A 24,550-nucleotide genomic window follows, 5' to 3' on the forward strand; every position below is an offset into this window, starting at 1 on the left:
TCATGCTCCTTTCAGCGCACCGCGCGGATGCGCCAGATGCCGAACGGCAGATGCCAGGGATCGATACGCATCCACTGCACCTTGCCGTGCCAGACCCAGCGGTTGCCGTTCATCAGGTCCTCGCCCTCGAGGTCGGCATCGTCGGCCAGGCCGAACTCCCAGAGCGGCAGCTCGAAGTGGGCTTCCTGGGCATGCTCCGGGTCGAGGCTGATGGCGACCAGAATGAAATTAGCCAGGTCCTCGGTGCGCTTGCCGAAGTAGAGGATCCTGTCGTTCCACACGTTGTAGGCCTGGAACCCAAGGTGGGTCTGCAGCGCCGGATTGTCGCGGCGGATCTGGTTGAGGCGGGAGATCTCCGCACAGATGTTGCCCGGCGCCTGGTAGTCACGGGGGCGCAGCTGGTACTTCTCGGAATCCAGGTACTCCTCCTTGCCCGGCACGGGTGCGGCCTCGCAGAGCTCGAAACCCGAGTACATGCCCCAGAGGCCGGAGCCCATGGTGGCCAGGGCGGCGCGGATGAGGAAACCGGGGCGTCCCGACCCCTGGAGGAAATACGGGTTGATGTCCGGCGTGTTGACGAAGAAGTTCGGCCGGTAGCAATGGCGCCAGGGCAGCTGGTTGAGCTCAGTGAGGTAGCTCTGCAGCTCGTCCTTGGTATTGCGCCAGGTGAAGTAGGTGTAGCTCTGGCTGAAGCCGAGCTTGCCCAGGCGCGCCATCATTGCCGGCCGGGTGAAGGCTTCGGAGAGGAAGATCACCTGCGGGTGGCGCCCACGCACGTCGGCGATCAGCCACTCCCAGAACGGCATGGGCTTGGTATGGGGGTTGTCCACGCGAAACAGGGTGACACCCAGCTCCACCCAGACCAGCACCACGTCACGCAGGGCCAGCCAGAGACCGGGGATAGCGGCCTCGGCATAGAAGTCGACATTGACGATGTCCTCATACTTTTTCGGTGGGTTCTCCGCATGGCGGATGCTGCCGTCCGGCCGCCAGTTGAACCAGTCGGGATGCTGGTGCAGCCAGGGGTGGTCGGGCGAGCACTGGATGGCGAAATCCAGCGCGACTTCCAGGTTATGCGCCCGTGCGGCGTTCACCAGCTCGCGGAAATCCTCGAAGCTGCCCAGCTGCGGGTGCAGCGCGTCGTGGCCACCCTCCCCGCCGCCGATGGCGTAGGGGCTGCCGGGATCGTCCGGCCCGGCCACCAGGCTGTTGTTGGGGCCCTTGCGGTGGGTCTTGCCGATGGGATGGATCGGCGGAAAATAAAGCACGTCGAAGCCCATGGCGGCGATTTCCGGCAGGCGCCGCTGGACATCGGCGAAGGTGCCATGGCGTTGTGGATCGCCGCTCTCCGAGCGCGGGAACAGCTCGTACCAGCTGCCGAACTGAGCCAGGCGACGCTCCACATCGAGCGGGTAGCTTTCGCTGCGCAGTAGATGCGGGCGGTGCTCGGCGCGGCGCATCAGCTCACCCACCTCCGGCTCGATCAGCAGCGCCACCTGCTCTTCCACGGTCTGCCGGGTATCCAGGCGGTCCATCAGCTGCGCCAACTCGGCGCCCAGTTCCACCGGCGCCTCGGCGGCAATGCGCCGGATCAGCTGCGCGCCCTCCTTGAGCTCCAGCTGCACCGGCACGCCCGCGCCGAACTTCTTCAACAGCTCATATCGGTAGCTGGCATAGAGGTCCACCCAGGCTTCGATGGCGAACTCGGCGCGGCCCACGGCGTCCGGCACCAGGCGCGCCGTCCAGAGGTCGTTGCCGAGCGCCTGCATGGGCACGCGTTGCCAGTCGGCCTCGCCGGCCTTGCGCCAGAGCAAGTCGGCGGCCAGTTGATCATGGCCGTCGGTGAAGATCACCGCGCCGATGTCCAGTGGCTGATGGCTCAGGCACTTGGCGGCGAAGCGCCCCCCTTCCACGACCGGTTCCACTCCCTCGATGGCAAGGCGCGGTTGCTGGGCCGCAAGGATGGCGCCGGTTTCGGTCTGTTGGATCGAAAGCATCGCTCCTGGCTCCTTTACGCCTGGCAGACGTTTCGTTCGTGAATCCGTCAGGCGCGGCGGGCCGGCGGATGCTGCATCCCGGCAACGCTGGCCTCTTGAGTTCCGAAAGCGGATCGGCGGGAAAAGTTCACAGGGATTTGGACCGGTGGCCGATGGCTGCCTAAGAGTCGCCGTCCTGTTTGCCGTTCGGCTTGCTGGTCGGTTCGTCGTCCCGCTTGCCGTTCGGCCTGGGGTCCACCAGCAGGGGGATCACGTGGAGCACCAGCAGCGCCATCAGGGTGCCGAGGACGGCGGTGGCTTCGCGGCCCAGGCCCACGGCCACGCCAATGGCAGTGGCGGACCAGAGCCCGGCGGCGGTGGTCAGGCCCTTCACGTCCGAGGTGCTATGGCCCTTGAGGATGGTGCCGGCGCAGAGAAAGCCGATGCCGGCGGCAATGCCCTGGATCACCCGGCTGATGGCGTCGTGTCCCGCCCCCTCCTGCTCCAGGGCCATGACGAAGAGCGCGGCGCCCAGGCACACCAGCATATGGGTGCGGACACCCGCGGCCTTGCCCATCACTTCCCGCTCGTAACCCAGCAGCCCGCCTAGCAGTATGGCCAGCCCCAGGCGCAGGATGGCGCGGGTCAGGTACTCCACCTCGCCGAGGTCGGAGAACTCGCTCAGCAGGGTTACCAGGATGCGTTCGCTGAAGTCCATCGGCCTTTCCGAGACAGGGCCCATGAACTTCTGAGGCCAGGCCAGCCGCAGAGGTTCGGCCAATCCGAGGGGCGGCAGGCCCGTTCATCAGGCGGGCTGAACCATCGCGCGGTCCCGGCCTTCTTCCGAAACAAGGGCCGCGCGGCAGTCCGGCAGCGCGACGAATCAGGAGGACCACGCCATGCCACGTGGAAGCAAGGCGAAGTACACCGACAAGCAGAAGCGCAAGGCCGAGCACATAGAGGAGAGCTACGAGGCCAAGGGCGTTCCCGAACGCGAAGCCGAGGCCCGCGCCTGGGCCACGGTGAACAAGCAATCCGGCGGCGGCGAGAAAGCCGGCGGCTCCGGCCGGCGCACCAGCCCGGAAACCAAGAAGGCCGCCCGCAAATCCTCGGCCCGCCGCGCCGTGGCGACCCGTCGTGGCGTCCCCCGTCCAGGGAGCACCCTGGATTCGATGAGCAAGACCGAGCTGATGGACCGCGCACGCAAACGCAATATCGCCGGGCGTTCGAAGATGCGTAAGCAAGAGCTGATCGAGGCCTTGCGCAAGGCGGGCTGACCTCTCTCCCCCATCCGCCGCGGTTGGTGTTGCGGCGGATTTTTTTGCCTCGAGTCTGGCGGTGTGAAGAGGCCTGCACGTGCCCCACCGTAGGGTGCGCCATGCGCACCCTACCTGGTCAACGCCGTTGCCCGCGTCAAGCCCGGGGGCTGGCGCGGGCCGGGAGGTCAAGGCGAAATCGGATCGCTCGCCGGGAAGGTCTCTTCCAGCGCGTTGTCCACCTGGGACTCCTTCGGCTTGTCGCGGACGGTGGGATCGCCGCAGCGGCACTCGGCATCGCGGCATTGCTTGCAGCCTTCCGGGTGGCGGTCGGCGCAGGCCTCGCAACAGTAGGCCTTTCCATTGCGCATCACGGCGTCGGCGCCTACCACACAGGTGCAGTTGGGGCAGGCGCAGCGGTTGTCATTCATGGCCGAATCCTCTGCAGGAAAAAGCCCATGGCCGTGTTGGGCGTGCGGATGAAGCGGCTGCCCGGCAACCTTTGCGGAGCGCTTGGGTAACGGTGCCTACGCTGGGAAAGGAGCGAAACCATGGATCACCCCTCCCTGCCGACCAGGTCTCCCCGACGCGCCCTGGTATGGCGCCGTGAGCGCTTACGGGACAGGGATACCCTGACTTTCACGCCGAAACGGTTGGCTGGAGTCCAGCCGATCCTGGGACTGTTCATGGAGCCTCCCCGCGCGATCGCGCATGCTCATTCCTCTTCGTCGCCCGCGGGCGAAACCTTGTCGGTCCAGAGCTTGCCGTCCAGCGGGGCGGAGCGCCCCAGCTCGGCTTCATCGAGGCCGATACCGCCGCCGATCTCGGACTCGTCGACGCGGCGCAGGTCGGCATCGGCCGGCATTCCGGGCGCACTGGTGCCGGTCAGGTCGTAGAGGGTGTCGGGGCTGAGGTCGTCGAGGGTGACGTTGTCTTCGTGTTCGCTGTCGGTGAGGGTTTCGCCGCCGGTCATGCCGCACTCGGCCACGCGCTCCGGCGGGAACTCTTTCTCGACCTCGCCGGCCGGCCGCTGATCGCCAATGCGGCCCTGGCGCTCGTCGCGCTCTTCACTGAAGTCCAGCTCGCGCACCGAGCGGTCCTCGGCGTCGTCTGGTGCTCGCGGCGTGGGGTTGTCGCGGATCATCTGGCTTCTCCAGCTGAGTACCTACCTCAATCGACTGGAAGCCATGACGAATGATTCAGACTTTTTGCCGGGCGGCCCGGCGTTAGAAATGCAGGCGTCCGCGGTTGTCGAACGCTTCCCGGGCGGCCTGGGTGTCGTCCGTGTCCCTGGCCGGGGCACGGACGACCCGGGTCTCGAAGTGGAATACCGGCGCCTGCTGGCGCAGCACCGGCCGACTGTCCCCGGGGCCACGCCCGGCGTACTGGCCATAGATGCCCAGCAGCAACACGCCGAAGAGCATGCAGATGCCGAGGCGCTGGATGCTGCGCGAATCCTGGCGGGGCGGTTGGCGCAGAACCAGGGCTCGCGCCCTGCGCCGCTTGAGGCTGGAGCGTCCCATCAGTCGTCCAGCAATTTGTCCATCAATTCGAGGGCCAGCCGCTGGGTGCTGGTTTCGTCCAGCAGGTCTTGCTGGCGGATGCCGACCACTGTCGTTCGGGGGATGGCGAGGTACTGGTTGCTGAGGATGATGGAGCAACTGTCATCGTCCTCCCACAGGCATTCGAACTGGAAGGTGACGCTCATTCTGTTCAGGGTGTCCTCAACCTGGCGAAGCATCAAATTATTCATTATCAGTCCTCTCACCAATCGAGCAGCCGGACTTGAAAACCTAGCAGGGAAAGTCCAGTCGTAAATGCTGGCAAACAGCCTTCCGTCGAGCCGTTGCCAAGTGCCAACAGGCAATGCCCGATGCAGAGGCGTTCGCGCAGTATCGATCTGCCATCGCATTGGAGTGGGTGCCGACGAACGGATGCCATGCCATTGTTTTGGCACCACTCATTTGACGAATTTCTCGCATTTCCGCTGATTCTGGCTATGGTTTTTTTTGCACCGTGAGAGCGGGCACGGCGAAATTCTCGAGTTCCCCCACAACCTTGTTCCAGAGCGGGCCGCTGCGCCCGGCTCGTGAATTCGTGCGCCTTGAAAAACAACCAGCGGAGCGACATCGAATAGGGAGCGCCGCACCTTCCGGGGAACAAGGAAACCCAGCCTGGCCAATCGTCTCGACAAGGACGCACGGATAGCCAGGACCGTCGGAAGTGAACGGAAAGGAGATCGGACAGTGCAAGTCATTCAATCCATTGCAGCGAAGTATCTCGCCGAAGCCTTCTTCGACTTCAAGGTACGGTTCCAGCAGCGCCCGGACGGCGCGCTGGTACTGGAATTGCGCGACCAGCAGGGCAAGCGCCTGGTGCGCCGGGCGATCGGCCGCGAGGAGCTGTGCAACGGCGCGGTCCTGCTCACCCTGGTGGAAAGGATCAGGCGCGACCTCATCCTGGAAGCGGGCCCGCTGCGGGAAGACCAGGCGTTGCAATTCAAGCATGGTTCCGAGCTGCCCAGCTTCATCCCCAACCAGCCTCGCCGGGAGCGCAAGGTGGTGATGGCCGGAGCGCGTCTGCAGGCCCGCGGCCGAGCCTGAGCCGGCTGGCCGGGACGTGCCGGACTCCGGCCGCATGGAACTTCCCGTTTCCCGCCTCTTCTACCGTCTGAGGGGATCAGAACTGGAGGACGCCATATGTTTCGCAGCATTGGAATCCTGATGTTCACCCTGCTCGGATCGCTTCCCATGGCCGTGACCGCGCAGGCCGCCGATGAAATAAGCGTGCAGGAGTTCGTGACCAAGGCCACGGCAAATGGCATCGCCGAGGTCCAGGCCGGCAAGCTGGCGCTGCAGAAGGGCACGTCGCTCAAGGTCAAGGAGTTCGCCCAGATGATGGTCACCGAGCACGCGGCGGCCAACCGGCAGCTCGCCGCTCTGGCGCAGAAGCGCAGGATCAAGGTGCCGGAGACTTCCACACTGATGGCGCGGGCCAAGCAGAAAATCCTCGAGATGCGCGGTGAGAGGTCCTTCGACCAGGCCTATGCGAACAACCAGGTGGTGGCCCACAAGGCCAGCGTGGCGCTGTTCCACCAGGCGGCCAACTCGGAGGATGAGGATATCCGCGCCTTCGCCATCCAGACTCTGCCGCAGCTGGAACAACACCTGCGCCTGGCCGAGGACCTGGCGGTCGACGTGGGCGCCACCCGATAGCGAGTCCTTTGCGTCAGTGGCGCCATCCGGCCGACTTTCGCGACCAGAGCTATGATCCGGAGAGGCGCCCCGCTCGTCCCAGGTGGCTCCAACCCACCCAGCTGAGGTAATGCAGGCCATGTCCAGCTCGCCGTTGCTCCAGCGTTTCGAAGGCCGCCTGGTGCTGGTCGGCTTCGGCTGTATCGGCCAGGGCGTGCTGCCGCTGATCCGCCGTCATATCGACCTGGACCCACGCCGTGTGGTTGTCCTGAGTCCTGACCCGCGCGGCCAGGCCTTTGCCGAGGCGCAGGGGGTTCAGTTCCACCGCATCGGTCTGGATGCGGCGAACTACCGCGACGAGCTGGCACCGCTGCTGGGTGCCGGGGACTTCCTGCTCAATCTTTCGGTGAATGTTTCCAGCCTGGCGCTGCTGGAGTTCTGCCGCGAGCGCGGCGTGCTCTACCTGGATACCTGCATCGAGCCCTGGGCCGGCGGCTATACCGATCCCCATCGCACCTTGTCCCAGCGCTGCAACCAGGCCCTGCGCGAAAGCGTCCTGGCCCTGCGCCGACCTGGCGAAGACGCCCCCACCGCCCTGCTGACCCACGGCGCCAATCCCGGCCTCGTATCCCATCTGGTCAAGCAGGCACTGCTGAACCTGGCCGCCGGCCTGGGCCAGCCGGTATCCGCGCCGACCGGGCGGGAAGCATGGGCAGCGCTCGCCGAACGCCTGGCGGTGCGCTGCATCCACATCGCCGAGCGGGATTCCCAGCAGGGGCTCCGGCGCAAGGTGGACGACGAGTTCGTCAACACCTGGTCCATCGACGGTTTCATCAGCGAAGCCTGCCAGCCCGCCGAACTCGGCTGGGGCAGCCATGAGCAGCGCTTGCCCAGCGACGGCCGTCGCCACGAGAGCGGTTGCCAGGCGTCCATCTACTTGCAGCGGCCCGGCGCGGTGACCCAGGTGCGCAGCTGGACGCCGACGATCGGGCCGACCCTTGGCTACCTGATCAGCCACGGCGAGTCGATCTCCCTCGCCGACTATTTCACCCTGGGCACAGGCAGCAATCCGCGCTACCGGCCTACGGTGCACTACGCCTACCAACCCTGCGACGACGCCCTCCTTTCCATGCGCGAACTGGCCACGCGCAACTGGCGACCCCAGCGCCAGGCACGGCTGCTGGACGCTGACATCATCGGCGGCCGCGACGAGCTGGGCGTGCTGCTGCTCGGCCATGAGCGGCAGGCCTACTGGTACGGTTCGCGGTTGTCCATCGACGAGGCCCGCGAACTCTGTCCGCAGAACAGCGCCACCAGCCTGCAGGTGACCGCTTCGGTCCTTGCGGGGGTGGTGTGGGCCATGGGCAATCCGCGGCGGGGCATCCTCGAGCCGGAGGAGCTGCCCTTCGCAGAAATGCTCGATCTCATTCGCCCCTACCTGGGCGAAGTGGCGGGCTTCTATGCCGACTGGAACCCGCTGCAGGACCGCGGGCGACTGATGGACGAGGAACTGGACCGCGACGATCCCTGGCAGTTCGTCAACTTCCTGGTCAGCTGACCGGCGCCGCCTGCACGTGCAAACGGCGGCCGGGACTGGTCAGGCACGGGCGCGCTCGACGTTGCGCAGCGCCTTGATCTGGTCGTGGTTGCGCAGCACGCCTTCGTACTGACGCTGGACCATCGCCCGTACATCGGTGGGCAGCTCATGACGCAGGGCCTCGGCGTAGTGCTTCTTGGCCAGGTCCTCGCCCCGCTCGCACTCGTTGAGAATGGCCTCTTCGTCCTTGCCGGTTACCAGGGACTTGAGGTCCACCCAGCGACGGTGCAGGGCACCGCTGACACTGGCCCTGTCCTCGGGCTTGCCGCCCAGCTCCAGTACCGCCCGCTGCAACTCGGCGGCAGCGCTGCCGCACTCCCGCGAGCGCTCGATGAAGATGTTCTTCAGGTCCGGACGCTTGACGTCCCCGGCACAGAGCTTGAAGCCGGCCTCGCCGTCCTTGCTGGTCTCGATCAGGTCGTTGAGTACACGGATGATTTCTTTGCGGTCGTTTGCGATATCCATGGGTCTGTTCTCCCGGGTCGACGAGGCGGGGCCGCGCCGAGCCAATAATTGGAGTGGAGGCCCGCGCAGGGCCTACCCTGGTTCCGACGCGGGGTGGCGGTGGATCGTTCAGCCTTTCTGCCCGGACGGCCCGCCGGCTATCGACGCCGCGGAGCGTGGCAGTGGCAGCGGCGGTCACTACTGCATGTCCTACCTATGCAGCGCGAGGCGAGCCATGGACAAGAGCAAGAGCGACAAGACCCCGGCCCTCACCCCCCAGGAAAAACAGGATGTCAGGAAGGGGCAGCCGCCGCGGGCCGCGGTGGTCCACGAGATCATCCGAGTGCAGGGCGACAAGGAGCTGCAACGCACGGTCGCCGCGCTCTGGTGGTCGGCCTTGGCCGCCGGGCTGTCCATGGGGCTCTCGCTCATGGCCATGGGCCTGTTGCGCGCACGCCTGGAAGGTGTCGAAGGCGCGCACGCCCTCGCCAGCTTCGGCTACTCGGCGGGCTTCCTCGCGGTGATCCTGGCTCGCCAGCAGCTGTTCACCGAGAACACCCTGACCGCCGTGCTGCCGGTGATGAGCAAACCCACCGCGGGCAACTTCGGTCGTCTGCTGCGCTTGTGGAGCGTCGTGCTGGCGGGCAACCTCGCCGGCACCCTGCTGGTGGCCTATGTGATGCTGCACCTGCCGATCTTCGACAGCGCCACCGACGCCGCCTTTCTCCAGATAGGCCACAAGCTGATGGAGAACGACAGCGGGCAGATGTTCGCCAAGGGCATCGTCTCCGGCTGGATGATCGCCACCATGGTGTGGATGATCCCGGCCCAGGAACAGGCCAAGTTCTGGATCATCATCCTGGTCACCAGCCTGATGGCCCTGGGCGACTTCACCCACATAGTGGTGGGCGCAGTAGAGTTGTCCTACCTGGCCTTCGCCGGCGAGCTGGCCTGGGCCGAGTTCTGGCTGGTGTTCGCCGGCCCGACCCTGGCCGGCAACATTGTCGGTGGCAGCTTCATCTTCGCGCTCATCAGCCACGCGCAGATCCGCAGCGACGTCGAGCTGCAGGAGTCGGAGCGGGAGAAACGCCGCGCGCAGCTGGCGGAGGAATCGAAGTCCTAGGCCGCCCGGTGCACCTCCAGGACCACCGCAGCGATGCGTTCGGCGCGGGCATAGGAGGCTTGCGCCAGCTCTTCTCCGAACACGTCCGGGTCCAGCTCACGGTAGTGCCATTGGTAATCGCTGTCGCCGAGGAAGCCCAGCACCCGCTCATAGAAGGGGTCCTTGCCGGCGACCATGGCTACGCCGGTGTAGAGCAGCAAGGTGCCGCCGGGGACCAGGCGTCCCAGTCCGCCGTCGAGAATCGCCAGGGACAGTCCGCTGCCCAGCTCGCCACCGCCGTGCCGGTAGGTGCGCCGGGCGGGGTCCAGCAGGTAGGGAGGGTTGGCCACTATCAGGTCGAAACTGCCCTCGGCTTCGCGTAGATGGTCGCTGACGATGGCACGGACGCCGTGGGTGCCGGCCAGGGAGGCATTGACGCGGGTGAACTCCAGGGCCCGGCGATTGATATCCAGGGCCTGAACATCGGCCTCTGGAAAGCGCCGGGCGATCTGGATGGCCGCCGCGCCCGCGCCGCAACCGACATCCGCCACCCGGTGGATGCCCTTGCCGTCGCTGGCATCCAGCAGGTGGTCGATGGCCTGGAAGAAGCGGTAGGTATCCGGGCCGAAGAACACTGCATCCTTCTCGTCCGTGGGGAAGCTGGAGTGCACATAGAGCCCATCGCCAAGGTTCGACCAGCGCACCTTGCTGCGAAAGCCGTCGACGCCGGCCACCAGCACGTCAGCGGCTTCCATCAGCCTGAAGATTTCTTCGTCCAGGGCGCCGCGCACGAAGGGACGGCTCCAGCCGAACACCCCGGCCAGGTCTTCGGCCATGGCGTTCTCCCGGCGCTGGTTGATACGCGAATGGGTCAGCGGCGTCACGGTGGTGAAGCGATAGCCCCTGGCGCGCAGGGCTTCGCCGAGTTGCAGAAGGGCCTGGTTGCGCTCGGAGAGCGCGCTGCAGGAATCCTTGGTCATCATGGCTACCTCGTTGAATTCATCGGATCTGGGCTGTGAACAGGCGCGTGAGGAGCAGCCCCGCCGGCCGATAATGGGCGGCCAGCGCCATGAGCTGGATCAGCCGCGCCAGGTGCAAGGTCAACGCCAAATCGGGTTGTTCCAGCAACTGGCGATCGAGGGCCTGAACCTGGCCGGTCGAGCTGGACACGGTGTCTAGCGGGCTGTGGCGTTTTTGCGAAAGGGAAATGTCCATACTTCGCTCCTTGAGGCCCTGAGTCTGGGAGCGTCGACTGCGGAGAAAAATTCAGCCGCGGAGACAGGCGGAACTTGAACTCGCGGCCGAAGGCGGCGTCACTTGGAGATACCGCCCATTCTGGCCAGCCAGCATGCTCAACGAACGCAAGGCCCCCAGCTTCGGTATCGAGGAAGAGTGCTTCCTGGTGGACAGGCGTAACCGCGACATTCCCGCGCAGCCGCCGGCCGGCCTGCTCCAGGCCGCCCGCGAGGCCCTCGGCGAGCGCCTGGCCGAGGAGATGTTCCAGAGCCAGCTGGAACTGGTGAGCCCGGTGCTCTGGGACTTGGCCGAGGCCCGCGCCTGCCTGCTGGAACAGCGCACCCGCCTGGCCCAGGTGGCCGCGGGCTTCGGCCTGGGTCTGGTCTGCGCCGGCTCGCACCCCTTCGCCGACTGGCGCGCGCAGCAGGCCAATACCTCGGCGCGCTACCGCCAGCTGTTCGACGACTATCGCCTGATCGCCCAGCGCAGCCTGCTCTGCGGCCTGCATGTGCATGTGGGCATTCCGCCGGAGGCCGACCGCGTCCGGGTGATGAACCGCGTGCTGCCCTGGCTCCCGCTGCTGCTGGTCCTCAGCGCCTCCTCGCCGTTCTGGCTCGGCCGGCCCAGCGGATGCATGAGCTACCGCCAGGTGATCTGCGGCGAATGGCCGAGGATGGGCCTGCCTGACGAGCACTTCCCCGACGAGCCAGCCTTCGAGGCCTATGTGCAATGGTTGCTGGCCTCCGGCTCGATCCGTACCGAGAACGATATCTGGTGGTGCATCCGCCCTTCTGCGCGCTTCCCCACCCTGGAACTGCGGGTCTCCGACGCCTGCCCGTCGGTGGAAGACGCCCTGTGCATCGCCGGCCTGTTCCGCGCCCTGGTGGCCGGTGCGATGGGCGGGGACGACAGCGATCCGCTGGAATTTCCGCTGCAGCGGCTGGTGCTGGCGGAGAATTACTGGCGGGCGCGGCACCTCGGCATCCACGCCATGTTCATCGACGACACCGGGGAGGCCAGCCTCTCCGCCGGCGCCTGGCTGGCCCGGGCCCACGCCTTTTGCGGCGCCCTGGACGAAAGCATGACCGAGGGTGCCGCCTTTGCCCGGGCTCGGCACATCCTGCGCTACGGCAGCAATGCCGACCGCCAATTGCAGCGCTACCGGGAAGCCCTGGATGCGGGGCTGCCCAGGCAACAGGCGCTGGTGGCGGTGGTGGATGAGTTGCTGGCCGAAAGTTGCGGGGGCTAATCCCGATTGGCAGGACTACGTCCTGCTTGCGGGAGTATGCATCCACGTTCGCGCCTCGCTCCTACACAAACCAGGACATTTCAATCGTCCGCCGGGTGCGCCATGCCCGCATCACCGAAGCGCAACCCTCCCCTGAAGAAATTTCCCTGAACCCTGCCCCGCTCCCCCGCGTCCGAATTTATAGGGGAAGGCGATATACCCCTCCAGTACGGAGACCAACATGAACGTTCAAGGCATCTACCACGCCGCCCTTCAGAACTGGGCCAACCCAGTGGCCGTCAACGAGATTTCGGAGGAAGACGGCGAAATCGAGCCCAACGGTTTCGTCACCCGGGTCACGGCTGCGGACGCAGTCAGTATCGAAGCCGCGGAGATGGCGCTGCAGAAAAGCCAGTCCGCCGATACCCGCGCCTTCGCCCTGCAAGCCATGGTCGAGCACAGCCGTTGTACGGACGAACTCCAGGCCCTGGCCTGTCGCAAGTTCCTGCGTGGCGGGCTCGACAGCTGCCTGGACAACGCCGTCATCCGCGATCTCCGCGCCTTGGAGCCGCCGGCGTTCGACCCGGCCTACACCCTCAGTCAGGTCATGGCCCTGGAGGAAAGAGTCGAGCTCCTGGCCTTCGCCACCCGCCAGCTCGACGAGCTGGAACTGGAGGCCTTCGCCAACGAAGCCCTGCCGAGGTTTCGCCAGCTGCTGAAAATGGCCCGGAGCCTGGCAGCAGCCAATCCCGCGCGCTGACCCGCGCCGCCGCCCACCACGGGCTTCCCCCCGATGAGTTTCATCCTGTGAATGCGGGTACTGGGCAGCATCCTCCTGATCCTCGCCCTGGCCTCGACCTACCTACGGCTGCTGGAGCGCTACCAGAAATGAAACCGGCGCCGGACTCAGCCGGCGCCGGGCGCCCTACTCGACGTCCCGCCAATGGGGATCGCCACACTGGCAGGTGGGATCGCTGCAATAATGCTCGCCCGGTGGATGCTGGTCAGCGCACGCCTGACAACAATAGCCCTTGCCATCGCGGTAGACCGCCTCATCGCCCAGGCTGCAGATGCAACCGGGGCATGCGCAATGTGTCTCTCCCATGATGCTGTCCTCCTGGCGGCGGATAGCCTACTCAATCGACCGGACACCCCCGGGAAGATTCAACTTGAATCATTGAACGGGGCTGACCTTGAGCACGCAGGAGATGGTCTGGCTGCGGCCGTCCCAGATATAGCGGAAATGTTGCCCCTGCACCGGCAGGGTCACCGCCGGCGGGCGGAACGCGGCCACGCACTCATGCCCCGGCAGGCGCACGCTGCCGTAGAGCAGGCCCCACTTCCCGGCATTGCGATGGAGCCCGGCGAAGGCCTGGCTGGTCCCGTAGCTCATGGGGTCCGGGTCGTGCAGGTCGGCGCGGTCGCGCACATCGAGCATTGGACTGACCACCTTGTTGACGTAGGCGCGCATGGTGATTTCGATGCTCGCTTCCTGGGTCGCACGCCAGAAGCGCTCCTGGTGGTAGCGGGTCTCGGCGATGGCCGCATCCACCGAGTTGGCGCAGTAGTAGACGCCGAAGGAGCCATCGGAAAAGCGACTGGCGCGGCCGATATGGGTGAATACCGCCATCACCACGGTGGCGCCGGCGCCGCTGACGCGGTCTTCGGCGGCCACGCGGGTGATCTCGCCGGCCTGGTCACGCAGACGGTCGTTGGTTATGGCCTCGATGGCGTAAGCCAGTTCCAGGTCGCCAGGGTCGAGGGTGTCCTCGAACACTGAAATGGGCGGGAATGCGCTGTTGACCAGGCGATAGGCCTTGTTCCACTCGGGTATCCGTTCCACCAGGAGCTCATCGGTCATCAGCCACGCACTCCATCGAGGTAGCGGCGTACGTCGGCCACGTCCACCACCTGGCCGCCGAGCATGTACTCCAGCGCGCTGCGGCCGTTGAAGGGCGCGGCGCTGTTGGCCTTGTGCACCCACACGTAGGCACGCTCCTCGTGGTTGCTGAAGAGGATGCGCAGCGACTTGTGGATGCCCATCAAATAGGAGATGCGCTCCAGGGTGTCATGGGGCAGGCGCACGCTGGGCAGCTTCTTGTAGCTGAAGTAGGTGGTGTTGCCGATGGAGCCCAGCAGCGTGCGCTGCTGCTCCTTGTTGCAGCCCCACTTGTCCATCAGGTTGAAGAAGAACTTCAGCGCAACGCGGCCGGCTTCGCCGCTCTGGAGATCCGGGTTGGCATGGCTGGCGGGAATGTTCATGGCGTCTCCTGGCAGAGGGGCTTTGGCTCCAGTCTACTACCGATCCGAATTATTTCAACTTCATCATTCGCATACGAATACCAGCCGGTCATTTCCACGAGCCTCCCCGGCCGGGCAATGGAAAAAAACGCCAACGTGCCGGAGCGCTTTCGACCTAGGCCTGGGAACCCAATGCTGGATAGAGTGCTGGCGCATGCCACTCGCAAGGGCCATCCCCATGCTCGAAGCCAGTTCCGCCCGCCCTTCCCGCTACCTGGAAAACCGCCACCTGGCCCTGGCCCTGTTCGCCGAGCAGGGCTATGGCCAGGTGAGCATGCGCGACCTGGCGACGCAGCTGGGGATCAGGGTCGGCTCCATCTACCACCATGTGGAGAGCAAGGAAGCGCTGCTGTTCGAGTTCATCGAGGAGCTCTACGAGCAGCTGCTGGACAACGCCGCCCTGGCCGCCCGCCGCCACGCCGAACCGGCCGCACGGCTGGCCGCGTTGATCGACGCCCATCTGGCCTTGCACGAGCCCATGGGCTTGCATTTCCGCCTGGCCGAACTGGATGCCCGCTGCCTCTCCGGTGATCGCCTGGCGCAGGCTCGCGACCTGCGCCTGGCCTATGAGGAAGCCCTGCTGGAACCCTTGCAGCAACTGGCTGGACAGCCCATGGATGCCGCCGGGCGCGGGGCGGTGGCCAGTATCGTCTCGCTGCTCAACCAGCTGCCGGCCTGGCTGGATGCCGGCGGACTGCCGGCCGGCCAGGGGCGGGAGTTGATGACCCGGATGATCCTGGGGACGGTGCACGGGGCGTTGCGATTGCCTTGATACCAAGTCAGCAGGATGGGTGGAACGCAGTGTTCAGCCGGGATAGATGGGTAACGCCTGTCGGGAGACATGGGTAACGGGTTGATGATCATGTCACGCGCTGTCTCAAGTCGACTTGGCGCAGGGTCTTGTAGATGAACACCAGATCGTAGACGCCATCCACGGCCGTGGGGCGGATCGCGAGCAAGCTCGCTCCCATGGGGTTCCAGGCTCGTCGATTGACACCAGGCAACAGCCAACGCAGGCAGAGCCAATGCTTCCCCGCTACTGCTGCTTGCGCTTGCGAAATTCCGCGACCTTATGCCGGTTACCGCACAAGGCCATGCTGCACCAGCGGCGGCGGTGGGACTTTGTGCGGTCGTAGAACCAGAGCACGCAGTCCGGGTGCTCACAGACGCGCACCAGGTCGAAGTCGCCTTCCACCAGCAGTTCCGCGGCGGATTCCGCCAGGGGCGCCAGGTATTGCTCGGCGGTTTCCGCCGCACGCACCTTGTCCAACCGGGGCGCACCGCCGACCGGCCAGTCCAGGCGCAGGTGGCTGGGTGCGGCCAGAAAGCGATTGAGGGCATCAGGAGAGGCTTGGCGGCCAGCCTTCCGCTGTTCCACCAGTTCGCGCACAACCTCGCGCAGGGTCAGTGCCGCTTGCAGCAGCGTGCCCTTGGGGAACTGAGCGGCGGGCAAATCCCAGCCGGTACGCGCCAACCAGGCTTGCACGTCCGCATCGCTGCGCAGGAACTCGCAGGGGGCGCCGTCTACCGCGGCCAAGGTATTGAGCAGGTCGAGTAGCGGGTGGTCGGCGAGCACATAGGGCTCGAGGGGAGCTGTCGTGTCGGCGGTGGCCATGGATCTTCTCCGGCGGGGGACGGCTGGAGTGTAACCTTGTAAAGGCTAAATGGACAGTTACGACGAATGAAGCCTGTAACCCTTATTTTTAACTTGACAGGTTACCAATGACACGCATACTGATGCCTCGTAACCCCATCTCAACGATTTACCAGTTACGGAGTATCGCCCCCATGAGCCACGTCCCCTCCCATACCCTGGTCCGCCACAAGTTCGCCGAAGCCGATGGTGTACGCGTCTTCTACCGCGAAGCCGGCTCCCCGACCGCGCCCACCCTGCTCCTGCTCCACGGCTATCCCAGCTCGTCCCACCAGTTTCGTGACCTGATCCCACTGCTGGCCGACAGGTTCCACATCATCGCGCCGGACCTGCCAGGGTTCGGCTTCACCGAAGTGCCGGCGGAGCGCGAGTACCGCTACAGCTTCGATGCCCTGGCCACCACCCTGGGCGCCCTGGTGGAGGAGCTGGGCCTGAAGCGCTATGCCATGTACGTGTTCGACTATGGCGCCCCCACCGGCCTGCGCCTGGCGCTGGCGCATCCGGAGCGGGTCACCGGCCTGGTTTCGCAGAATGGCAACGCCTACCTCGAAGGCCTGGGCGATGCCTGGGAGCCGATCCGCGCCTATTGGGCCGAACCGAATAACCCTGGGCGCCGCAAGGTCGTGCACGACGCCGTGCTGAATCTGGACGGCACCCGCTGGCAGTACGTGCATGGCGTGAAGGATCTGGAGCTCGTAGCCCCCGAGGCCTATTACCTCGACGCCCTGCTGCTGGAGCGGCCGGGCAACAAGGACATCCAGCTCGACCTGTTCCTGGACTACGCCAACAACCTGAAGCTCTATCCGGCCTTCCAGGCCTTTTTCCGCGATACCCGCCTGCCGACCCTGGTGATCTGGGGTGCGCACGACCCCTTCTTCATTCCGCCCGGCGCCGAGGCCTTCAAACGCGATAACCCCAATGCGGTGGTGGAGATGCTGGACACCGGGCACTTCGCACTGGAAACCCACGCGACTCATATCGCACAGCGCATTCGCGAGGTGTTGGGGGATATTCCGGCTTGAAGGCTGGGGGCTGATTTTTCTGTAGGGGCGATTTCAATCGCCAAAGGTCCGTAGGTTGGCGCTGATCGAAGCGAAGCCCAACATGGAGTGCGTAGCACTCCCGAGCTTGCTGCCAGGGGAAGTTGGGCTTCGCAGGCTCAGCACCAACCTACGGGGCTGCTGCGCAGCCCTTGGCGAATGAATTCGCCCCTACAGGATGCTCAGCTCGACCATAGTCTGGTTGACTTTCTAGACGACCAGTCCAAAATCCCCACCCCATGACCGAAGCCATTTCCAGACCCCGTCGCGGCCGCCCACCCAAGGTCGAGCGCGATTTCCCCGATACCCGTGCCGCGCTGATCCGCTGCGGCATGGAGATCCTTACCGAGCAAGGCTTCATGTCCACCGGCATCGATTCGGTGCTCAAGCGCGTGGGCGTGCCCAAGGGCTCCTTCTATCACTACTTCGACAGCAAGGAAGCCTTTGGCCAGGCCGTGCTGGAGAGCTATGCCAGCTATTTCGCGCACAAACTGGATCACTGGTTCCTGCAGGACGCAGTAGCGCCGTTGCAACGCTTGCAGAACTTCGTCGAGGACGCCAAGGCCGGCATGGCCCGCTACCAGTTCTGCCGGGGTTGCCTGGTGGGCAACCTTGGCCAGGAAGTGGCCATCCTGCCGGACGGCTTCCGCCTGCAACTGGAAGCCATCCTCTGCACCTGGCAGCACCGCCTGGCCAGCTGCCTGCGCACCGCCCAGGCAGCGGGAGAACTGGCGGCCGAGGCCGATTGCGACGAGCTGGCGGCGTTTTTCTGGATCGGCTGGGAAGGCGCCGTACAGCGCGCCCGGCTAACGCGGGACAATGTCCCGCTGGATGTTTTCATCAGAGGGTTTCTGGCCGGATTGCCGCGCTAGGTTTTCCGGGCCTATTTGTAGACGATTGGTCTAAATGGAGGTGTGAGCATGTTCGACGCAATCCTGATCGAGAAGGACGAGGCCGGGTACCGCGCCCGCAATACCCGGCTGGACGAGGCGCAACTGCCCGAGGGCGATGTCACCGTGCGCGTGGCCTACAGCACCCTCAATTACAAGGACGGCCTGGCCATCACCGGCAAGAGTCCGGTAGTGCGCCAGTTCCCCATGGTGCCGGGCATCGACCTGGCCGGCACGGTGGAGGCCAGCAGCCACCCTGACTACAAGGTCGGCGACTCAGTGCTGCTCAACGGCTGGGGCGTCGGCGAGACCCACTGGGGCGGCCTGGCGCAGAAGGCGCGTCTCAACGGTGACTGGCTGATCCCGCTGCCGGCCGCCTTCAGCCCGCGCCAAGCCATGGCGATCGGCACCGCCGGCTATACCGCGATGCTCTGCCTCATTGCCCTGGAGCGCCACGGCCTGAAACCGGGCCAGGGCGATGTGCTGGTGACCGGCGCCAACGGCGGCGTCGGCAGCTTCGCCATCGCCCTGCTCGCCCGCCTGGGTTACCGGGTCGTCGCCGCCACCGGCCGCACCAGCGAAGCGGACTACCTGAAAGGCCTGGGCGCCGCCGAGATCATCGACCGCAGTGAACTCTCCGAGCCGGGCCGCCCGCTGGGCAAGGAGCGCTGGGTCGCCGCCATCGATTCGGTTGGCAGCCATACCCTGGCCAACGTCTGTGCCGGCCTGCACGCGGACGGCGCCGTGGCCGCCTGTGGCCTGGCCCAGGGGATGGACTTCCCGTCCACCGTGGCGCCTTTCATTCTCCGGGGCGTGAGCCTGCTGGGGATCAACAGCGTCACCCGCCCGCGCGCCGAGCGGATCGAAGCCTGGAACCGCTTGGCGCGGGACCTGGATATCGCCCAGCTGGATGCCATCACCCGCGAGATCGGCCTGGGCGAGGCGATTGCAGTGGCCGGCGATCTGCTGGCGGGCAAGGTCCGTGGGCGAGTGGTGGTGAACGTCGACGCCTGACGGCACCTGGCAACTTTCCTTGTCGGGAGAGTTCATTCGCGAGGCGGGCCGCAAGTCGGGCCTGGGACGTCTGAGGGCTGCTGCGCAGCCCTTCGCGAATGAATTCGCCCCACCGGTTCAGAGCGCGCCCCCGGTCGGTAGCTGCATCAACCGTCAAAGGCTTTCTTCAGCGCGGCGATATCCAGCTTTTTCATCTGCAGCAAGGCGGTGAAAGCGCGCTGGGATCTGGCGGTGTCCGGGTCCGTCAGCATGGCCATCAGTACCGAAGGCACCACCTGCCAGGACAGGCCGTACCTGTCCTTGAGCCAGCCGCATTGTTTGGCGTTGTCGTCGCCGCCGGCCGAAAGCCGGTCCCAGTAGTGATCCAGTTCATCCTGGGTCTCGCAGTTGACCTGGAAGGACACCGCCTCGTTGAAGGTGAAGACCGGCCCGCCGTTGAGGGCGGTGAAGCTCTGGCCGTCCAGTTCGAAACCGACGGTCAGTACCGAGCCCGGTTCCTTGCCATGAACTTCCTTGCCCGCCTCGCCATAACGGCTGATGAGGGTGATCTTCGAATTGGGGAAGATGCCGACGTAGAAGTTGGCGGCCGCCTCGGCCTGGTCGTCGAACCACAGGCACGGGGTGATGGTGTGGATCCGCTTGCTCATGACGCATCTCCTGGTGGGGTTGAAAGACGATAGCCAATCAGTGGTTAGTCGTCTGGCCGCCCGGCGGATCGACAGCCCGCCACTGCTCCCGATAATCCATCAGGAAATCCACGAAGGCTCGCAGGCGCAGCGGCACGTGGCGGTTCTGCGGATACAGCAGCGTGAAGGGCCGCGAACGCCCGCCATAGGGCTGCAGCACCTCCACCAGGCTGCCTTCGGCCAGTTCCTTCTCGACGACGAAACGGTAGGTCTGGAACAGCCCTGCACCGTGCTTGGCCAAGGTAACGCCCCCCTGCACCACATCATCGGACAACAGATAGCTCCCGTCGGCGAAGATCTCCCGCTCCCGCCCCTGTTCCCTGAACAGCCAGGAGATGCGCCGGCCACTGCTGGGCAACTCGAACTGGATGCACTCGTGATCCTCGAGTTCCTCCAGGGTTCGTGGCGTGCCGGCGCGCTCCAGGTAGCCGGGCGTGGCGATCACCACCAGGGGGGCATCCTCCAGATGGCGGGCGATCAGCGTCGAATCCGGCTGGGCGCGCACGCGGATCGCCAGGTCATAGCCCTCGGTGACGAAGTCGATATTGCGGTTGCTCAGGTGCACCTCCACCTTCACCTGCGGATAGCGTCGGCGGAACTCCGGCAGCAGCGGCAGCACCCGGTGATGGCCATAGGTGGTGGGCATGCTGATGCGCAGCACGCCGGCCGGCTCCTGCTGCTGGCCCATCACCGCACGCTCGGCCTCGACCAGTTGCGCCAGGGCCTGGCGGCATTCCTCGTAATAGCCACGGCCGCCTTCGGTGAGGCGGATGCTGCGCGTGGTACGCACGAATAGCCGCACGCCCAGGCGCTCCTCCAGCCGCGAAATGGAGCGGCTGACCGCGGCGGGCGTAACCCCGGCCACCAACGCGGCGGCGGTGAAACTGCCCTCTTCCGCGGCGAGGCAGAACAGCTCGATGCTGCCGAGCAGGATGTCGTCGAACTGACGCTTCATGATTAGTTACACCAGGTATCAATTGAAGTGCTGAATGCCGTATTTATCGACATATCCCGCACAAATATAGTCCGTTCCAACAGAGAGGCGCCCTCTGCGGAATCTCCCCAATCGTTTCATCCGAGGACTATCGACATGCAAGGCATCAATAGAACCGTAGTGATCACCGGCGCCTCCAGTGGCATCGGCCTGGGCCTGGCCAAGGCCTACCTGGAACGCGGCTTCAACGTGGTGGGGTCGGCCCGCAGCGAAGAGCGACTGGCTTCCGCCGCCGAGCAGTTGGGCAATCCGCAGCGCTTCATCGGCGTGGCCGGCGACATCGCCGTGCCGGAAACCTCCAGGCGCCTGTTCGAGCGTGCCATCGAAGCTTTCGGCCAGGTGGACGTGCTGGTGAACAACGCCGGGATCTTCATTGCCAAGCCCATCGCCGAGTACAGCGAAGACGACCTGGAGTCCATGCTCGCCACCAACCTCAAGGGCGTGGTGTACGCCTCCCAGGCCGCGGCGAAACACATGATCCCGCGCCGCCAGGGGCATATCGTCAACATCACCGCATCCGTCGCGTTGCAACCGAACCGCGCACTGCCGTCCTCCCTGCCGGTGCTGATCAAGGGTGGCCTCAACCAGTTCACCCGCGCCCTGGCCCTGGAACTGTCGCCGCACGACATCAAGGTCAATGCCGTGGCGCCCGGCATCGTCGACACGCCGATGCACGATCCCGCCTACCGTGACTTCCTCAACGGTCTGCAACCGGTCGGCCACATCGGCCAGGTACAGGACATCGCCGACGCGGTGCTATACCTCACCGACGCCAGCTTCACCACCGGCGTAGTGCTGGCGGTGGACGGCGGCATGAGCACCGGCACCTGGTAAGGAGGAGAAAACCATGCCCTTCGTCAGCGTACGCATCACCCGCGACGGCGTGACCCGTGAACAGAAAGCCCAGGTCATCGCCGAGATCACCGAGACCCTGCAGAGGGTTCTGGGCAAACGCCCGGACCTGACCCATATCGTCATCGAGGAAGTCGACACCGATAACTGGGGATACGCCGGGATGACCACTACCGAGTACCGCAAGCAGCCCGGTGGCTGAAGAAACGAATCCGCCGGGGCCTTTGGGCCCCTTGCCCGAATGACCGAAAGGTCGTTCGGGCTTTTTTGTGGGGCGGGGATCGGCTTTATGCGTGGGACCGCATTCATTCTCAAATTCGCCTGATGCAAACCCATCCGGCATTGGCTCCGTGCCTTGCCTGTTGGGCTTTGCGTAGCTCAGCGGAACGCCGCCCGGCCCAACCTACGTTCCCTCCGAGCCGAGACGAAAGCCCCTCTCCCACACGGGGCCTGCTTTGCCTGTGGGGGCGAATTCATTGGCTGAGCAGGCCGCGGGCCTGCCCTCGCCCACCAACCATCACTTCCCCATCTCCGCCACCAGCAGCCTCACCAGTTCCGCCGCCGGCATCTCCCGGGCCAGCGGCGCACCCTGGCCGGCCCATTGCACGGCGAAGTCGTTGCAGCCCTTGGCACTGGCCGCAGCGTGCAGGGCTTTGGCGGCGTCGTAGGTGTTCGGATAGTCCGGCAATGCCGGTGCGTCCGCCGTGTCGAGGTCGGTCCAGAGTCGGTTGACCATCCCCCGCGCCGGGCGGCCGGAGATGACGGCAGTGATGCGCGTCTGGTGGGCGCGTCCGCCTCTCAGCGCGGTGCGGTAGGCCGCATTGGCAGCGGACTCGGGGCATGGCACGAACGCGGTGCCCAGTTGCACGCCCTGGGCACCCAGGGCCTGGGCGGCGGCGATGCCCTGCCCGTCCATGATGCCGCCGGCGGCGATCACCGGCAGGCGGGTATGGCGGGCAATCAGCCGAACCAACGCCAGGGCGCCGATTCCGGCATCGCCACGCTCGGGCTCGAATACACCTCGGTGGCCACCGGCTTCCACGCCCTGGGCGACTATCGCGTCGACGCCAGCCTGCTCGACCAGCCGCGCCTCTTCCAGGGTGGTGGCACTGGCCAGCAGGCGAATGCCGGAATCCTTCAGCGCCTGGATCCATTCATCGGGCGGCAGGCCGAAATGGAAGCTGACCACCGCGGGACGCTCTTCCAGCAACATCTGCAGCATGTCCGGGTCGTCGAGGAAGCTCTTGTAGATTTCCCGGATGGCCGCTGGCGGCTCGGCGCCGAACTCGTCGAACAGCGGCCGCAGGTGCTCGAGCCAGGCCGCCTCGCGCTGGGCATCGGCCTTGGCCGGGCGGTGGCAGAAGAGATTGACGTTGAATGGCTTGCCAGTCAGCCCGCGGGTTTCCGCCAACATGGCACGGGCCTGGGCCGGGGTGCTGGCGCCAATGCCGATGGAGCCCAGGGCGCCGGCATTGGATACGGCAGCGGCCAGGGCGGGGGTTGAAACCCCGACCATGGGCGCCTGGATGATGGGGTGTTCGATACCGAGCAATCGGGTGATCGACATGAGGCTGCAACTCCCTGACGCGTGAAGACCTGGCTAATCTATCTTAAATCGAGAATACTTTTAACAATTCGTTCTCATAGAGAGATTATCAAGCATGGATCTGTCCAGCCTGGAGATCTTCCGCGCGGTCGCTCTGGAACACAGCGTGACCCGTGCAGCGCAGCGCCTGCAGCGCGCGCAATCGAACGTCACCACTCGGATTCGCCACCTGGAGGACGAACTGGGCGCCCAACTCTTTCTCCGCGACGGCAAGCGCATGACCCTCACCGACCGTGGCCAGGCCTTCCTCGACTACAGCGAGCGGTTGCTGGCCCTGGCGGACGAGGCGCGCCAGGCCATGCACCCGCAGCAACCGAGCGGTCGCCTGCGCCTGGGCAGCATGGAGAGCACCGCGGCCAGCCGGCTGCCCGGCCCCCTGGCGAGCTTCCACGGACGCTGCCCGGAGGTGGAGCTGGAAGTGAGCACCGGCACCAGCCAGGCCCTGGTGGAAGCCGTGCTGGCGCGGCGCCTGGATTGCGCATTGGTGGCCTGGCCAAGGGGTGCGAACCAGTGGCGGGATGAAGCCGCTGGCATGGCGCTGGAGGCCCTGCCGGTGTTCGAGGAGGAACTGCTCCTGGTACTGCCAGCCAACCACCCGCCGGTCAAGAGGCCGGCTGATGTGCAGGTGCGCGGGCTGGCCGGTTTCGCCGAAGGCTGCAGCTACCGGCAGATCGCCGAACGCTGGTTGTCCGCCGATGGCGGGCCCACGCCCCGGGTGCAGCAGGTCGGCTCCTACCACGCCATCCTGGCGTGCGTGGCCGCAGGGTCCTGCGTCGGCATCCTGCCGCACTCGGTGCTGGCACTGCTGCGTCAACCGCCCCTGCTCCGCCAGGTCCCGCTGATGCGGGTGGAAACCCTGCTGGTCTGGCGCCAGGGCTATTCGACGGCGGCATTCGAGGTCTTCCGCGAAACCCTGGCGAAGCAGATAGCGCCATAGCCTCTCTCAGGTCAGTCCGTCAGGGTGATGTCGATCAGGCCGCCACCGGCTCACCACTATTGGCCCAGCCCTGGTGGCGCGGCAGGCCATCGTCCGGCAGGGTCAGGAGCGGGTGCTTGGAGCGCACGAACACATAGCGGTCCGGTTTGCCGCCGGGATCGGAATCACGGTCCAGGGTGGGGATGTGCACCAGTTCGAAATCGGGGAAACCGTCCACGTGCAGATACATGTGGCAGCCGCACTCTGAGCAGAAGTAGCGGTGGCAACTGGCCTTGGAGTGGAAGCACTTGAGCTTGTCGGCGTTGTCGGTGATCTTGAACGCGCTCCTGTCCACCACAGCGATGATCGCCAGGGCGCCACCGCAGACATCGGTGCAGTCGGTGCACAGGCAGTAGTGCAATTCCGCTGGCCGGGCGCTGTACTCGTAGCGCACGGGGTTCTGGTCGCAGCGGCAGCCGCCGACCGCCTTGAATGACTCGGTCATGTCCACTCTCCCATTGAGTTTGAAGCCAAGGCCGGTGCGGGACCACGACCGGCGTGCAC

At 65.6% G+C, this 24,550-nt stretch carries 31 protein-coding genes; 14 read left to right on the forward strand and 17 right to left on the reverse strand.

Annotated elements, in window-relative coordinates:
- Nucleotides 1-11: 11 nt before the first annotated feature.
- Nucleotides 12-1,997 carry an alpha-1,4-glucan--maltose-1-phosphate maltosyltransferase gene (locus E8F12_RS28745; RefSeq protein ID WP_280328617.1) on the reverse strand — a complete coding sequence of 662 codons (1,986 nt, stop codon included), beginning with the start codon at nt 1,995-1,997 and terminating at the stop codon, nt 12-14.
- Between the two features lie 160 nt (nt 1,998-2,157).
- Complete coding sequence (locus E8F12_RS28750; RefSeq protein WP_280328618.1) at nt 2,158-2,694, reverse strand: MgtC/SapB family protein; 537 nt, start codon at nt 2,692-2,694, stop codon at nt 2,158-2,160.
- A 181-nt stretch (nt 2,695-2,875) separates the two neighbouring features.
- Between E8F12_RS28750 and E8F12_RS28755 the strand changes: the two genes are divergently transcribed.
- Entirely contained in the window at nt 2,876-3,253 is a 378-nt protein-coding gene (locus E8F12_RS28755; protein ID WP_280328619.1) for a Rho termination factor N-terminal domain-containing protein, read from the forward strand.
- Nucleotides 3,254-3,420: 167 nt separating this feature from the next.
- On the opposite strand, the gene E8F12_RS28760 is transcribed toward E8F12_RS28755, so the two are convergent.
- The 4 genes from E8F12_RS28760 to E8F12_RS28775 form a co-directional block, all read right to left on the reverse strand.
- Nucleotides 3,421-3,663 (reverse strand): metallothionein, encoded by a 243-nt coding sequence (locus E8F12_RS28760; protein ID WP_280328620.1) that lies wholly within the window; start codon nt 3,661-3,663, stop codon nt 3,421-3,423.
- A gap of 284 nt (nt 3,664-3,947) precedes the next feature.
- Nucleotides 3,948-4,376, reverse strand: coding sequence for a phosphotransferase system, HPr-related protein (locus tag E8F12_RS28765; protein ID WP_280328621.1), 429 nt, complete (start codon nt 4,374-4,376; stop codon nt 3,948-3,950).
- A gap of 82 nt (nt 4,377-4,458) precedes the next feature.
- Nucleotides 4,459-4,755, reverse strand: coding sequence for a hypothetical protein (locus tag E8F12_RS28770; protein ID WP_280328622.1), 297 nt, complete (start codon nt 4,753-4,755; stop codon nt 4,459-4,461).
- Nucleotides 4,755-4,973, reverse strand: a complete 219-nt coding sequence (locus tag E8F12_RS28775) for a hypothetical protein (RefSeq protein ID WP_280328623.1) — start codon at nt 4,971-4,973, stop codon at nt 4,755-4,757. The genes E8F12_RS28770 and E8F12_RS28775 overlap by 1 nt, the downstream gene beginning before the upstream one ends.
- 505 nt (nt 4,974-5,478) lie before the next feature.
- Between E8F12_RS28775 and E8F12_RS28780 the strand changes: the two genes are divergently transcribed.
- From E8F12_RS28780 to E8F12_RS28790, 3 genes are all read left to right on the forward strand, one after another.
- The gene (locus E8F12_RS28780; RefSeq protein WP_280328624.1) at nt 5,479-5,835 is read left to right on the forward strand and encodes a DUF3509 domain-containing protein; all 357 of its coding nucleotides are present in this window, start codon (nt 5,479-5,481) and stop codon (nt 5,833-5,835) included.
- Nucleotides 5,836-5,931: 96 nt separating this feature from the next.
- A complete protein-coding gene (locus tag E8F12_RS28785) occupies nt 5,932-6,447 on the forward strand; it encodes a DUF4142 domain-containing protein (RefSeq protein ID WP_280328625.1) in 516 nt (171 codons plus the stop codon).
- 118 nt (nt 6,448-6,565) lie between these two features.
- Entirely contained in the window at nt 6,566-7,984 is a 1,419-nt protein-coding gene (locus tag E8F12_RS28790) for a saccharopine dehydrogenase NADP-binding domain-containing protein (protein WP_280328626.1), read from the forward strand.
- 39 nt (nt 7,985-8,023) lie between these two features.
- On the opposite strand, the gene E8F12_RS28795 is transcribed toward E8F12_RS28790, so the two are convergent.
- Nucleotides 8,024-8,488 (reverse strand): PA2169 family four-helix-bundle protein, encoded by a 465-nt coding sequence (locus tag E8F12_RS28795; RefSeq protein ID WP_280328627.1) that lies wholly within the window; start codon nt 8,486-8,488, stop codon nt 8,024-8,026.
- A gap of 214 nt (nt 8,489-8,702) precedes the next feature.
- Here E8F12_RS28795 and E8F12_RS28800 point away from each other — a divergent pair, with 214 nt between their 5' ends.
- Complete coding sequence (locus E8F12_RS28800; RefSeq protein WP_280328628.1) at nt 8,703-9,590, forward strand: formate/nitrite transporter family protein; 888 nt, start codon at nt 8,703-8,705, stop codon at nt 9,588-9,590.
- Here the strand turns inward: E8F12_RS28800 and E8F12_RS28805 are convergent.
- Nucleotides 9,587-10,549, reverse strand: a complete 963-nt coding sequence (locus E8F12_RS28805; protein ID WP_280328748.1) for a methyltransferase — start codon at nt 10,547-10,549, stop codon at nt 9,587-9,589. The genes E8F12_RS28800 and E8F12_RS28805 overlap by 4 nt on opposite strands.
- A gap of 19 nt (nt 10,550-10,568) precedes the next feature.
- Nucleotides 10,569-10,784: a hypothetical protein gene (locus E8F12_RS28810; RefSeq protein WP_280328629.1), complete on the reverse strand. Its 216-nt coding sequence runs from the start codon at nt 10,782-10,784 to the stop codon at nt 10,569-10,571.
- A gap of 133 nt (nt 10,785-10,917) precedes the next feature.
- Between E8F12_RS28810 and E8F12_RS28815 the strand changes: the two genes are divergently transcribed.
- Together E8F12_RS28815 and E8F12_RS28820 are read left to right on the forward strand one after the other, a co-directional pair.
- Complete coding sequence (locus E8F12_RS28815) at nt 10,918-12,054, forward strand: carboxylate-amine ligase (RefSeq protein WP_280328630.1); 1,137 nt, start codon at nt 10,918-10,920, stop codon at nt 12,052-12,054.
- Nucleotides 12,055-12,274: 220 nt separating this feature from the next.
- The gene (locus E8F12_RS28820; RefSeq protein WP_280328631.1) at nt 12,275-12,793 is read left to right on the forward strand and encodes a DUF4142 domain-containing protein; all 519 of its coding nucleotides are present in this window, start codon (nt 12,275-12,277) and stop codon (nt 12,791-12,793) included.
- 165 nt (nt 12,794-12,958) lie between these two features.
- On the opposite strand, the gene E8F12_RS28825 is transcribed toward E8F12_RS28820, so the two are convergent.
- From E8F12_RS28825 to E8F12_RS28835, 3 genes are all read right to left on the reverse strand, one after another.
- The gene (locus tag E8F12_RS28825) at nt 12,959-13,138 is read right to left on the reverse strand and encodes a metallothionein (RefSeq protein WP_280328632.1); all 180 of its coding nucleotides are present in this window, start codon (nt 13,136-13,138) and stop codon (nt 12,959-12,961) included.
- 69 nt (nt 13,139-13,207) lie between these two features.
- Entirely contained in the window at nt 13,208-13,894 is a 687-nt protein-coding gene (locus E8F12_RS28830; protein ID WP_280328633.1) for an RES family NAD+ phosphorylase, read from the reverse strand.
- Nucleotides 13,894-14,295, reverse strand: coding sequence for an MbcA/ParS/Xre antitoxin family protein (locus E8F12_RS28835; RefSeq protein WP_280328634.1), 402 nt, complete (start codon nt 14,293-14,295; stop codon nt 13,894-13,896). The genes E8F12_RS28830 and E8F12_RS28835 overlap by 1 nt, the downstream gene beginning before the upstream one ends.
- Nucleotides 14,296-14,488: 193 nt before the next feature.
- Between E8F12_RS28835 and E8F12_RS28840 the strand changes: the two genes are divergently transcribed.
- The gene (locus E8F12_RS28840; protein ID WP_280328635.1) at nt 14,489-15,106 is read left to right on the forward strand and encodes a TetR/AcrR family transcriptional regulator; all 618 of its coding nucleotides are present in this window, start codon (nt 14,489-14,491) and stop codon (nt 15,104-15,106) included.
- Between the two features lie 264 nt (nt 15,107-15,370).
- Here E8F12_RS28840 and E8F12_RS28845 read toward each other — a convergent pair whose 3' ends face one another.
- A complete protein-coding gene (locus tag E8F12_RS28845; RefSeq protein WP_280328636.1) occupies nt 15,371-15,949 on the reverse strand; it encodes an ABATE domain-containing protein in 579 nt (192 codons plus the stop codon).
- 173 nt (nt 15,950-16,122) lie between these two features.
- Between E8F12_RS28845 and E8F12_RS28850 the strand changes: the two genes are divergently transcribed.
- The 3 genes from E8F12_RS28850 (at nt 16,123) to E8F12_RS28860 (ending at nt 18,932) form a co-directional block, all read left to right on the forward strand.
- On the forward strand, nt 16,123-17,010 hold the full coding sequence (locus E8F12_RS28850; RefSeq protein WP_280328637.1) for an alpha/beta hydrolase: 888 nt from the start codon (nt 16,123-16,125) through the stop codon (nt 17,008-17,010).
- A 257-nt stretch (nt 17,011-17,267) separates the two neighbouring features.
- A complete protein-coding gene (locus E8F12_RS28855; RefSeq protein ID WP_280328638.1) occupies nt 17,268-17,900 on the forward strand; it encodes a TetR/AcrR family transcriptional regulator in 633 nt (210 codons plus the stop codon).
- A 48-nt stretch (nt 17,901-17,948) separates the two neighbouring features.
- Nucleotides 17,949-18,932 (forward strand): MDR family oxidoreductase, encoded by a 984-nt coding sequence (locus E8F12_RS28860; protein ID WP_280328639.1) that lies wholly within the window; start codon nt 17,949-17,951, stop codon nt 18,930-18,932.
- Between the two features lie 146 nt (nt 18,933-19,078).
- Here E8F12_RS28860 and E8F12_RS28865 read toward each other — a convergent pair whose 3' ends face one another.
- Nucleotides 19,079-19,579, reverse strand: coding sequence for a VOC family protein (locus tag E8F12_RS28865; protein WP_280328640.1), 501 nt, complete (start codon nt 19,577-19,579; stop codon nt 19,079-19,081).
- 37 nt (nt 19,580-19,616) lie between these two features.
- Entirely contained in the window at nt 19,617-20,573 is a 957-nt protein-coding gene (locus E8F12_RS28870) for a LysR family transcriptional regulator (RefSeq protein WP_280328641.1), read from the reverse strand.
- Between the two features lie 135 nt (nt 20,574-20,708).
- On the opposite strand from E8F12_RS28870, the gene E8F12_RS28875 reads away from it, so the two are divergent.
- Nucleotides 20,709-21,446, forward strand: a complete 738-nt coding sequence (locus E8F12_RS28875) for an SDR family oxidoreductase (RefSeq protein ID WP_280328642.1) — start codon at nt 20,709-20,711, stop codon at nt 21,444-21,446.
- A 13-nt stretch (nt 21,447-21,459) separates the two neighbouring features.
- Nucleotides 21,460-21,666, forward strand: coding sequence for a 4-oxalocrotonate tautomerase family protein (locus E8F12_RS28880; RefSeq protein WP_280290682.1), 207 nt, complete (start codon nt 21,460-21,462; stop codon nt 21,664-21,666).
- A 315-nt stretch (nt 21,667-21,981) separates the two neighbouring features.
- On the opposite strand, the gene E8F12_RS28885 is transcribed toward E8F12_RS28880, so the two are convergent.
- A complete protein-coding gene (locus E8F12_RS28885; RefSeq protein ID WP_280328643.1) occupies nt 21,982-23,031 on the reverse strand; it encodes a nitronate monooxygenase in 1,050 nt (349 codons plus the stop codon).
- A 94-nt stretch (nt 23,032-23,125) separates the two neighbouring features.
- Between E8F12_RS28885 and E8F12_RS28890 the strand changes: the two genes are divergently transcribed.
- Nucleotides 23,126-24,007 (forward strand): LysR family transcriptional regulator, encoded by an 882-nt coding sequence (locus E8F12_RS28890; RefSeq protein ID WP_280328644.1) that lies wholly within the window; start codon nt 23,126-23,128, stop codon nt 24,005-24,007.
- Nucleotides 24,008-24,041: 34 nt separating this feature from the next.
- Here E8F12_RS28890 and E8F12_RS28895 read toward each other — a convergent pair whose 3' ends face one another.
- Complete coding sequence (locus E8F12_RS28895) at nt 24,042-24,491, reverse strand: GFA family protein (protein ID WP_280328645.1); 450 nt, start codon at nt 24,489-24,491, stop codon at nt 24,042-24,044.
- Nucleotides 24,492-24,550 lie beyond the last annotated feature (59 nt).

It is taken from the genome of Pseudomonas sp. BN102 (genome assembly GCF_029871245.1).
GTDB lineage: Bacteria > Pseudomonadota > Gammaproteobacteria > Pseudomonadales > Pseudomonadaceae > Metapseudomonas.

What these genes read in the sequence shown, in the direction of transcription:
- E8F12_RS28820 (WP_280328631.1), top strand. Translation starts at nt 12,275, where the DNA reads ATGAACGTTCAAGGCATCTACCACGCCGCCCTTCAGAACTGGGCCAAC.
- E8F12_RS28830 (WP_280328633.1), bottom strand. Translation starts at nt 13,894, where the DNA reads ATGACCGATGAGCTCCTGGTGGAACGGATACCCGAGTGGAACAAGGCC.
- E8F12_RS28760 (WP_280328620.1), bottom strand. Translation starts at nt 3,663, where the DNA reads ATGAATGACAACCGCTGCGCCTGCCCCAACTGCACCTGTGTGGTAGGC.
- E8F12_RS28895 (WP_280328645.1), bottom strand. Translation starts at nt 24,491, where the DNA reads ATGACCGAGTCATTCAAGGCGGTCGGCGGCTGCCGCTGCGACCAGAAC.
- E8F12_RS28860 (WP_280328639.1), top strand. Translation starts at nt 17,949, where the DNA reads ATGTTCGACGCAATCCTGATCGAGAAGGACGAGGCCGGGTACCGCGCC.
- E8F12_RS28745 (WP_280328617.1), bottom strand. Translation starts at nt 1,997, where the DNA reads ATGCTTTCGATCCAACAGACCGAAACCGGCGCCATCCTTGCGGCCCAG.
- E8F12_RS28775 (WP_280328623.1), bottom strand. Translation starts at nt 4,973, where the DNA reads ATGCTTCGCCAGGTTGAGGACACCCTGAACAGAATGAGCGTCACCTTC.
- E8F12_RS28875 (WP_280328642.1), top strand. Translation starts at nt 20,709, where the DNA reads ATGCAAGGCATCAATAGAACCGTAGTGATCACCGGCGCCTCCAGTGGC.
- E8F12_RS28785 (WP_280328625.1), top strand. Translation starts at nt 5,932, where the DNA reads ATGTTTCGCAGCATTGGAATCCTGATGTTCACCCTGCTCGGATCGCTT.
- E8F12_RS28765 (WP_280328621.1), bottom strand. Translation starts at nt 4,376, where the DNA reads ATGATCCGCGACAACCCCACGCCGCGAGCACCAGACGACGCCGAGGAC.
- E8F12_RS28870 (WP_280328641.1), bottom strand. Translation starts at nt 20,573, where the DNA reads ATGAAGCGTCAGTTCGACGACATCCTGCTCGGCAGCATCGAGCTGTTC.
- E8F12_RS28865 (WP_280328640.1), bottom strand. Translation starts at nt 19,579, where the DNA reads ATGAGCAAGCGGATCCACACCATCACCCCGTGCCTGTGGTTCGACGAC.
- E8F12_RS28890 (WP_280328644.1), top strand. Translation starts at nt 23,126, where the DNA reads ATGGATCTGTCCAGCCTGGAGATCTTCCGCGCGGTCGCTCTGGAACAC.
- E8F12_RS28815 (WP_280328630.1), top strand. Translation starts at nt 10,918, where the DNA reads ATGCTCAACGAACGCAAGGCCCCCAGCTTCGGTATCGAGGAAGAGTGC.
- E8F12_RS28835 (WP_280328634.1), bottom strand. Translation starts at nt 14,295, where the DNA reads ATGAACATTCCCGCCAGCCATGCCAACCCGGATCTCCAGAGCGGCGAA.
- E8F12_RS28750 (WP_280328618.1), bottom strand. Translation starts at nt 2,694, where the DNA reads ATGGACTTCAGCGAACGCATCCTGGTAACCCTGCTGAGCGAGTTCTCC.
- E8F12_RS28885 (WP_280328643.1), bottom strand. Translation starts at nt 23,031, where the DNA reads ATGTCGATCACCCGATTGCTCGGTATCGAACACCCCATCATCCAGGCG.
- E8F12_RS28800 (WP_280328628.1), top strand. Translation starts at nt 8,703, where the DNA reads ATGGACAAGAGCAAGAGCGACAAGACCCCGGCCCTCACCCCCCAGGAA.
- E8F12_RS28845 (WP_280328636.1), bottom strand. Translation starts at nt 15,949, where the DNA reads ATGGCCACCGCCGACACGACAGCTCCCCTCGAGCCCTATGTGCTCGCC.
- E8F12_RS28790 (WP_280328626.1), top strand. Translation starts at nt 6,566, where the DNA reads ATGTCCAGCTCGCCGTTGCTCCAGCGTTTCGAAGGCCGCCTGGTGCTG.
- E8F12_RS28880 (WP_280290682.1), top strand. Translation starts at nt 21,460, where the DNA reads ATGCCCTTCGTCAGCGTACGCATCACCCGCGACGGCGTGACCCGTGAA.
- E8F12_RS28805 (WP_280328748.1), bottom strand. Translation starts at nt 10,549, where the DNA reads ATGACCAAGGATTCCTGCAGCGCGCTCTCCGAGCGCAACCAGGCCCTT.
- E8F12_RS28850 (WP_280328637.1), top strand. Translation starts at nt 16,123, where the DNA reads ATGAGCCACGTCCCCTCCCATACCCTGGTCCGCCACAAGTTCGCCGAA.
- E8F12_RS28840 (WP_280328635.1), top strand. Translation starts at nt 14,489, where the DNA reads ATGCCACTCGCAAGGGCCATCCCCATGCTCGAAGCCAGTTCCGCCCGC.
- E8F12_RS28770 (WP_280328622.1), bottom strand. Translation starts at nt 4,755, where the DNA reads ATGGGACGCTCCAGCCTCAAGCGGCGCAGGGCGCGAGCCCTGGTTCTG.
- E8F12_RS28855 (WP_280328638.1), top strand. Translation starts at nt 17,268, where the DNA reads ATGACCGAAGCCATTTCCAGACCCCGTCGCGGCCGCCCACCCAAGGTC.
- E8F12_RS28825 (WP_280328632.1), bottom strand. Translation starts at nt 13,138, where the DNA reads ATGGGAGAGACACATTGCGCATGCCCCGGTTGCATCTGCAGCCTGGGC.
- E8F12_RS28795 (WP_280328627.1), bottom strand. Translation starts at nt 8,488, where the DNA reads ATGGATATCGCAAACGACCGCAAAGAAATCATCCGTGTACTCAACGAC.
- E8F12_RS28755 (WP_280328619.1), top strand. Translation starts at nt 2,876, where the DNA reads ATGCCACGTGGAAGCAAGGCGAAGTACACCGACAAGCAGAAGCGCAAG.
- E8F12_RS28810 (WP_280328629.1), bottom strand. Translation starts at nt 10,784, where the DNA reads ATGGACATTTCCCTTTCGCAAAAACGCCACAGCCCGCTAGACACCGTG.